The following is a 6,000-nucleotide window of genomic DNA, read 5'->3' as shown; positions in this document are numbered from 1 at the left end:
CTGGCACTGCTGATGGCTTGTGCGGCTGGCGCACGACCTTGGCGCGGCGCTAAGGTAGGGGGGGTAAGGGGGAGTTGAGGGGCGCGTGTGCGTCTACACGGTGCCCAAACTTGCTTAGGCAGGGGCGGGTTACTGGCGGCCAGCCCGGCATGTTCAGAATGGGCGAGGCTCTCAGAACGTGTTCAGGATTTCCGCTCAGTCTGCGGTGAGATCCTGAATACGTTTTAAAACATGAACAAAATGTAAATTTGGCACGATTCTGGCTTGTGAAGAAGTCTCTAGCGCAAGACTGTGGAGTTCACGATGACTGACTCGGATATGGATACGGCCATTTTGATGGCTCGCTTGAAGATCCAAGCGAAGAAACACCTCGATTTATCTGTTGATTTGGAGAAGTTGGAGCAAGACGAAACCTATGCTCAGGCGGTGCTGCGCGCGGTGGAGGATGAGGCAGAAGACGAAAATTTGTTGGTCTTGGTGCTGCGTTTGCGGGCCCGCTTGAAGTCGCGGCAGGCAGAGGAGAGCCTGAGTCAAGCCAAGGTGGCGCCGCTGGTGACGCAAGCCAAACCGACTCTAATTCGAGATCACCGTTTTGGTGCGAGAGGATGAGCAGGCATTGCAATGCGCCGCAGCAATGGCACCAAACTGGCCCTTTGTTGTGATGGAGCGGGCCGGCTGAGCCCTCAACAGGTGATGGGGTGGGTGGCCGCCAGTCTGGCAGAACGCACGCTTACTGCTGGGCTGGGCCTTGTTTTGGTGCGGGTGTTGCTTGAGTTGGTTGGGCCAGTGTAAGCCAGCGCTGGGTGCTGATCCATTGCGCCAGCGTGCGCTCAAGGGGGAGGGGCTCATCGTGCAGCGCGCACACCAGCGTTTCGGCGCACAGACTGGCCAGTGTCAAACCGCGTGAGCCCAGACCGGCGGCCAACAACAGGCTGGGTGTAGTGACGGCCAATGCCCCATACAAGGGGGTGCGATCAGGTACGGTGCAGCGCACACCAGCCCAAGTGTTGGGTCGTGCATGGTTAAACACCAGCGAGGCCAGTGCATTGCCCCAAGCAGGCAGCAGTACGGGCAGGCGATTGCGGTTTTCCGCTAAGGCAGCTTGCGCACTGGCTGGGCTGGGGGGAAGGCGAAGGTCTTCGCGTTCAAAGGTGCCACCACTGATCCAGAACCTTTCGTTTGCACTGCCCGGACAGGGCCAATGAACCAGACTGCCTTTGCCATTGACGGGCCAGGCAGGCCATTGCACATCGGCCGCGTCGCAAGGTGCGGTGCCCCACGCGACTTGACCACGCACGGCATTCAACGGCAAGGGGTGTGGCAAAAGTGGTTCTGCCAATGCTTTGCTGGCATGGGCTGCAGCGAGGATGAGGCAGTCTGCCTGCCGTTGGCCTTGGCTGGTGTTGACTTGCCAGCGCGGCCAAGAAGTGGTGCTTTGTCCATCGCCGTGTATTTGATCGGGGGGCGCGGCGGTGATGCTCGCTACCTGTGTGCTGGTTTGGATGGTGATGAGCGGGTGTTGCAGCAGTGCTGCGACCAGTTTGGCCGGCTTGATCCAACCGGCCTGGGTATGGAATACAGCGGGTGCGTGTTGGGCTGTAGCGCCTGTAGCGGCATCAATGCCTGCACGCAAACGCTGCTCGGGCGATGCTTGAATTGAGGCATCACTGGGGATTGCCGTGGCATGGTTGGCATTGGTACTGGCTGAGCCAGTACCTGTGGCTGGCGTTTGCGTGTGTGCAACCGTTGTTGTTGGTGGTGGTGGTGCAGGTGCAGGTGCAGGTGCAGGTGTGGCGGCGGCGGGCAAGCCGAGTTTTTTATCTACCCGATGCTCAAGTACACCTGTGGCGTCCCAGTCGATGCCTGCGGGCAGCAGTCTGGCCGCGGTTTTGCGGGTGTTGCGAATGCCTTGGCGCGTGAGGCGCGAGAGGGGGGCGTCATCAGGGGAAATATGCGGTGCGAACAGCCCTGCGGGCAGCGCGGAGGCGCCTTGGGCCACGGTGTCTGCTTGTTCCAGAACCGTGACATGCCAGCCCCGCTCGGCCATGGCCCTGGCGGTGTGTGCCCCTGCAATGCCTGCGCCAATGACGATGCAGTGGCGCTCAGCACATTCCCGCAGAGCACGTGGCACTGCAGCCGTAAATGGGGGGGGGAACGTGCGTTGTTTTGGGGTCCATGCAGGTGCGAACAGCGCCTTCAAGTTGTGCTTTTTTGGCGGCGTGCCGGCAACACGTTCGACTTGAAAGCCGCACTGGGCCAACGCATCGCGCACGTTGCGTGCAACACACCATGTGGCCAGTTGGGTGTGGCCTGCAATGCAGCAGCGTGCCACGGCTTTGAGGGTGTCCAGACTCCAGATGTCGGGATTTTTGGCAGGATTGAAGCCGTCGAGGTAAACGCTGTCGGCTTGCCAGCCTTCGCTGCGCAGCCATGTTTTGGCATCTCCAATGGCAAGGGTCAGGTGCACGCGGTTGTTGTCAAGGCTAATGCGATGAATGCCGCTGTGCATGTCCCAGTATTGTTCGGCCAGCTCTTGCGCCAGAGGCAGCAATTGAGGGTAGCGCTGCTTCGCGGCGGCCAACAGGTCTTGCGCACTGACTGGCCAGGCTTCGGTGGAGATGAAGTGCAGCTGCTGTGGGCGTTGAGGGTCTTCGCGCCAAGCCTGCCAAGTCACCAGAAAATTCAAGCCCAGACCGAAACCCGTTTCAAGGATGCGCCACTGGGCTTGGCCTGCCCATGCTGCTGGCAGGCCGCAGCCGTGTAAAAAACTACCCCGTGACTGGGTGGTGCCACCGTCTTGGTGGCTGTGGTAGCGGTCGTCAAAGCGGCTGGAGTAGGGCGCACCGTCTTCCAGCCAATCCAGCGTGAGCGCGCTGTCTGGGGGCTGTGTAGGCAAGGTCATGCGGGTGAGGTGTGGGCTGTGACGTACACCCAGGCCCGTTGACCACTGGTCAGGGGCACTTCAATGCGCTGGTATTGTGGGCCTTCATACAGGTCTGCCTGCTGCAGATCGGACTGTGTGAGTTGGTAGACCATGCCGGCAATGGTTTGCGTACTGGCAGGATTGGGCTCAAGCATTAAAAAACGCGAAAGACCTGTGAGGCGACTAGCATCATCGTGCTGTTCGATATAACCCAACGTAAAGCCCTGCAGTTGTGCGGCTTGCCCGCTAAGGGTGCGGCCAAAGAGATGTTGCTGCACTTCTTCACGTTGCAAGGTGCCATAGGTGAACAGCGCATGGGGATAGAGCGTCGTCATGGGGTGTGTTGCTGTAGGCGCTTTGCAAGCTTGTGGCTGCAGGCAAGCGCCTGAGGGGGCCTTATGCGGCCTGTTTAAGCTTGTTCTGGGGGAACATACCCTTGGGCTTGGTCAGCACCTGCGCCAAAAAAATGCTGCTCCATCTGTCGCGCCAGATACTGGCGCGCGCGCGCATCGGCGAGATTGAGGCGATTTTCGTTGACCAGCATGGTTTGGTGGCGCATCCAGCCTGCCCAGGCTTCTTTACTGACGCTGTCGTAAATGCGTTTGCCCAGCTCGCCGGGATAGGGGGGGAAATCCAAACCTTCTGCTTCGGTGCCAAGTTTGATGCAGTGAATCATGCGGGCCATATATATCTCTTCGTAATTTGAATGTGAAAAATAAGTAGTTCCAGTGTTAAAGCGAAGTCCGCACAATCGCGTTCATTCGATGAAGCTACTCACTTTCAAAGGGAACCAGATGACAATTCGCCGCCACTTTATCAAGAAAAGCTTGACCGCTGCAGCTCTGGGGGTGTCTGCCCTCTGGCTGGGCGGGCTCTCCAGCGTGCATGCGCAAGAGCCGATCAAGCTGCTGAATGTGTCGTACGACCCTACGCGTGAGTTGTATGTGCAATTCAATGCAGCATTTGCCAAACATTGGAAAGAAACCAAAGGGCAGGATGTGACCATTCAACAGTCGCATGGAGGCTCAGGTAAACAAGCACGTTCCGTGATTGATGGTTTGGAGGCGGATGTGGTGACATTGGCCCTTGCGGGCGATGTGGATGCGCTGCACACGCATGGTAATTATTTGCCAGCTGACTGGCAAAAGCGCTTGCCTGAGAATTCAGCGCCTTACACCTCCACGATTGTCTTTTTGGTGCGTGCTGGCAACCCCAAAGGGATCAAGGACTGGGATGACTTGATTAAGCCCGGCGTGCAGGTGATTACGCCAAACCCCAAAACCAGTGGTGGTGCGCGTTGGAATTACTTGGCTGCTTGGGAATATGGCAAGCGCAAGTTTGGCGGGGAAGAGCAGGCCAAAAACTATGTGAAAGAATTGTTCGAGCATGTGCCGGTGCTGGATACCGGCGCCAGAGGGGCTACCGCTTCGTTCACGCAGCGTGGGTTGGGCGATGTGCTGTTGGCTTGGGAAAATGAAGCCTTCTTGGCACTCAAGGAAGTGGGAACCAGTAAGTTTGACATCGTGGTTCCATCGCTGAGTATTTTGGCGGAACCTTCTGTCAGCGTGGTAGACAAGGTGGTGGATCGTAAAGGGACCCGTGAAGTCGCTACGGCCTATCTGGAGTATTTGTACAGCGAAGAGGGGCAGGATATTGCAGGGCGCAATTTCTATCGCCCTACGAATCCGAAAATCAAAGCCAAGTACGCAGACCAGTTCCCTGCGCTGGAGCTGTTCACGATTGATGCGGTGTTTGGTGGCTGGACCAAAGCCACGGCAGACCATTTTGCCGATGGCGGCAGTTTTGACCAGATTTACACCAAGCGCTAAGCCATAGGCAAGGCAGTAAATCGGCGATGCACAACGCAGTGAAGGAGGATCGAACCATGGGGATTTTGCTGATCAATGCCAGTCCTGTCTCGCGCACGCGTTGTACGGCATTGTTGGCTGCGGTGCAACGCAAGTTGCAAGTGCTTGGGCATGCGCCGCGGTTGATTCGTATTGCTGATTTGCCGCCAGCGGGGTTGTTGGCCATGTCGCATGACGATGCGGCCATTCGACTGGCGGTGCAAGCCGTGCATCAGGCAGATGCGGTGGTGGTTGCTACGCCGGTTTACCAAGCCGCCTACAGCGGTTTACTCAAGGTGTTTTTGGATGCTTGCGATACGGATGCGTTGTACAACAAAACGGTGTTGCCAGTGGCTGCAGGGGGTACGCCAGCACATCTTTTGACGATGGATATGGCGCTACGGCCACTGCTACAGGCCTTCGGTGCAAGCCCTGTGTTACCCGGTGTTTATGCGCCAGACCATGCTGTTACCTTGTTGCCTGAAGGCGCAAGTGCCCTGTTGAGTGCCGAGGTGGAACTGCAAATAGACGAGGCGCTGGAGCAAGTGCTTGGGGAGGCATTGCCCAGCGTATGGCAGCAGCGCAGTGCAGCAGTGACCTCGCTTGCTGCGGTGCGGTGTCGGGCTTAAGCGCTGTTGGTTGAGGAAGGGCGTTGGGTTGAGATGCCTTCCATTATTTAAAACAAGAAAGTGCAGAACGTACCCCATTCAACGGGCGCGTAATAAGGAGTTGAAGATGCCAGTGATCCATGACAAAAAACAACAAGTGCAGAAGCAACAGGGGAAAGCGCTTGAGCAACCTCGTGACAGTAGTTTGTACTTGGCCGTGAGCCATGCGGCAGAAGTACGCGATCCTGTGGTGCGGGCCGCTTCGGTGTGGGGGCGGATCGTGGAGACTACTGCGTTGCATTGGGGGATGGCCGCAGTCAGTACTGGGGTGCATCAGCCCTTGCGGCAGGGGGGCTTGTCTTCGCCTGCGTTGCGAACGCCGGTCTGGTTTGCTTATTAGACGAGGTTGCTGAATGGCCCTTGTCCATTCAGGGGAAGGCTGCAGAGCTTTCGGTCAATCGATGCAAGGATCGATGCAAGGCGTTTAGTTGGCGCATGTTGGGTTTGCACATGTCTACCTGGCAAGCGCTAGAGCAGTTGCAGTGAGTTGGACTGAGGGCTGGGCCATATAAACGCCAAGCTTTTATCGCTTAACGATCAATCTATGTGAATTTCTTTCCAG

The 6,000-nt window shown here is 57.5% G+C and carries 6 protein-coding genes and 1 pseudogene; 4 read left to right on the top strand and 3 right to left on the bottom strand.

What is annotated here, in order from left to right; translation table 11 throughout:
- Positions 1–303: 303 nt before the first annotated feature.
- Positions 304–609 carry a hypothetical protein gene (locus E9531_RS10545; protein ID WP_136573714.1) on the top strand — a complete coding sequence of 102 codons (306 nt, stop codon included), beginning with the start codon at positions 304–306 and terminating at the stop codon, positions 607–609.
- Between the two features lie 184 nt (positions 610–793).
- Here the strand turns inward: E9531_RS10545 and mnmC2 are convergent.
- From mnmC2 to E9531_RS10530, 3 genes and pseudogenes are all read right to left on the bottom strand, one after another.
- Positions 794–2,902, bottom strand: a pseudogene (mnmC2, locus tag E9531_RS10540) (tRNA (5-methylaminomethyl-2-thiouridine)(34)-methyltransferase MnmC2); the annotation flags it as partial.
- Positions 2,899–3,258: a gamma-glutamylcyclotransferase family protein gene (locus E9531_RS10535; protein ID WP_136573712.1), complete on the bottom strand. Its 360-nt coding sequence runs from the start codon at positions 3,256–3,258 to the stop codon at positions 2,899–2,901. The pseudogene mnmC2 and the gene E9531_RS10535, both read right to left, overlap by 4 nt.
- A 74-nt stretch (positions 3,259–3,332) precedes the next feature.
- On the bottom strand, positions 3,333–3,608 hold the full coding sequence (locus E9531_RS10530) for an oxidative damage protection protein (RefSeq protein ID WP_136573711.1): 276 nt from the start codon (positions 3,606–3,608) through the stop codon (positions 3,333–3,335).
- Positions 3,609–3,717: 109 nt separating this feature from the next.
- Between E9531_RS10530 and E9531_RS10525 the strand changes: the two genes are divergently transcribed.
- From E9531_RS10525 to E9531_RS10515, 3 genes are all read left to right on the top strand, one after another.
- The gene (locus tag E9531_RS10525; protein ID WP_136573710.1) at positions 3,718–4,752 is read left to right on the top strand and encodes a sulfate ABC transporter substrate-binding protein; all 1,035 of its coding nucleotides are present in this window, start codon (positions 3,718–3,720) and stop codon (positions 4,750–4,752) included.
- A gap of 56 nt (positions 4,753–4,808) precedes the next feature.
- Positions 4,809–5,399: an NAD(P)H-dependent oxidoreductase gene (locus tag E9531_RS10520; RefSeq protein ID WP_158291761.1), complete on the top strand. Its 591-nt coding sequence runs from the start codon at positions 4,809–4,811 to the stop codon at positions 5,397–5,399.
- Between the two features lie 106 nt (positions 5,400–5,505).
- Complete coding sequence (locus tag E9531_RS10515; protein WP_136573708.1) at positions 5,506–5,778, top strand: hypothetical protein; 273 nt, start codon at positions 5,506–5,508, stop codon at positions 5,776–5,778.
- Positions 5,779–6,000 lie beyond the last annotated feature (222 nt).

The organism is Lampropedia puyangensis, assembly GCF_004833285.1.
GTDB lineage: Bacteria > Pseudomonadota > Gammaproteobacteria > Burkholderiales > Burkholderiaceae_C > Lampropedia > Lampropedia puyangensis.
The sequence above is the reverse complement of the archived record's forward strand: the minus strand, read 5'-3'. Positions and strand labels throughout refer to the sequence as shown.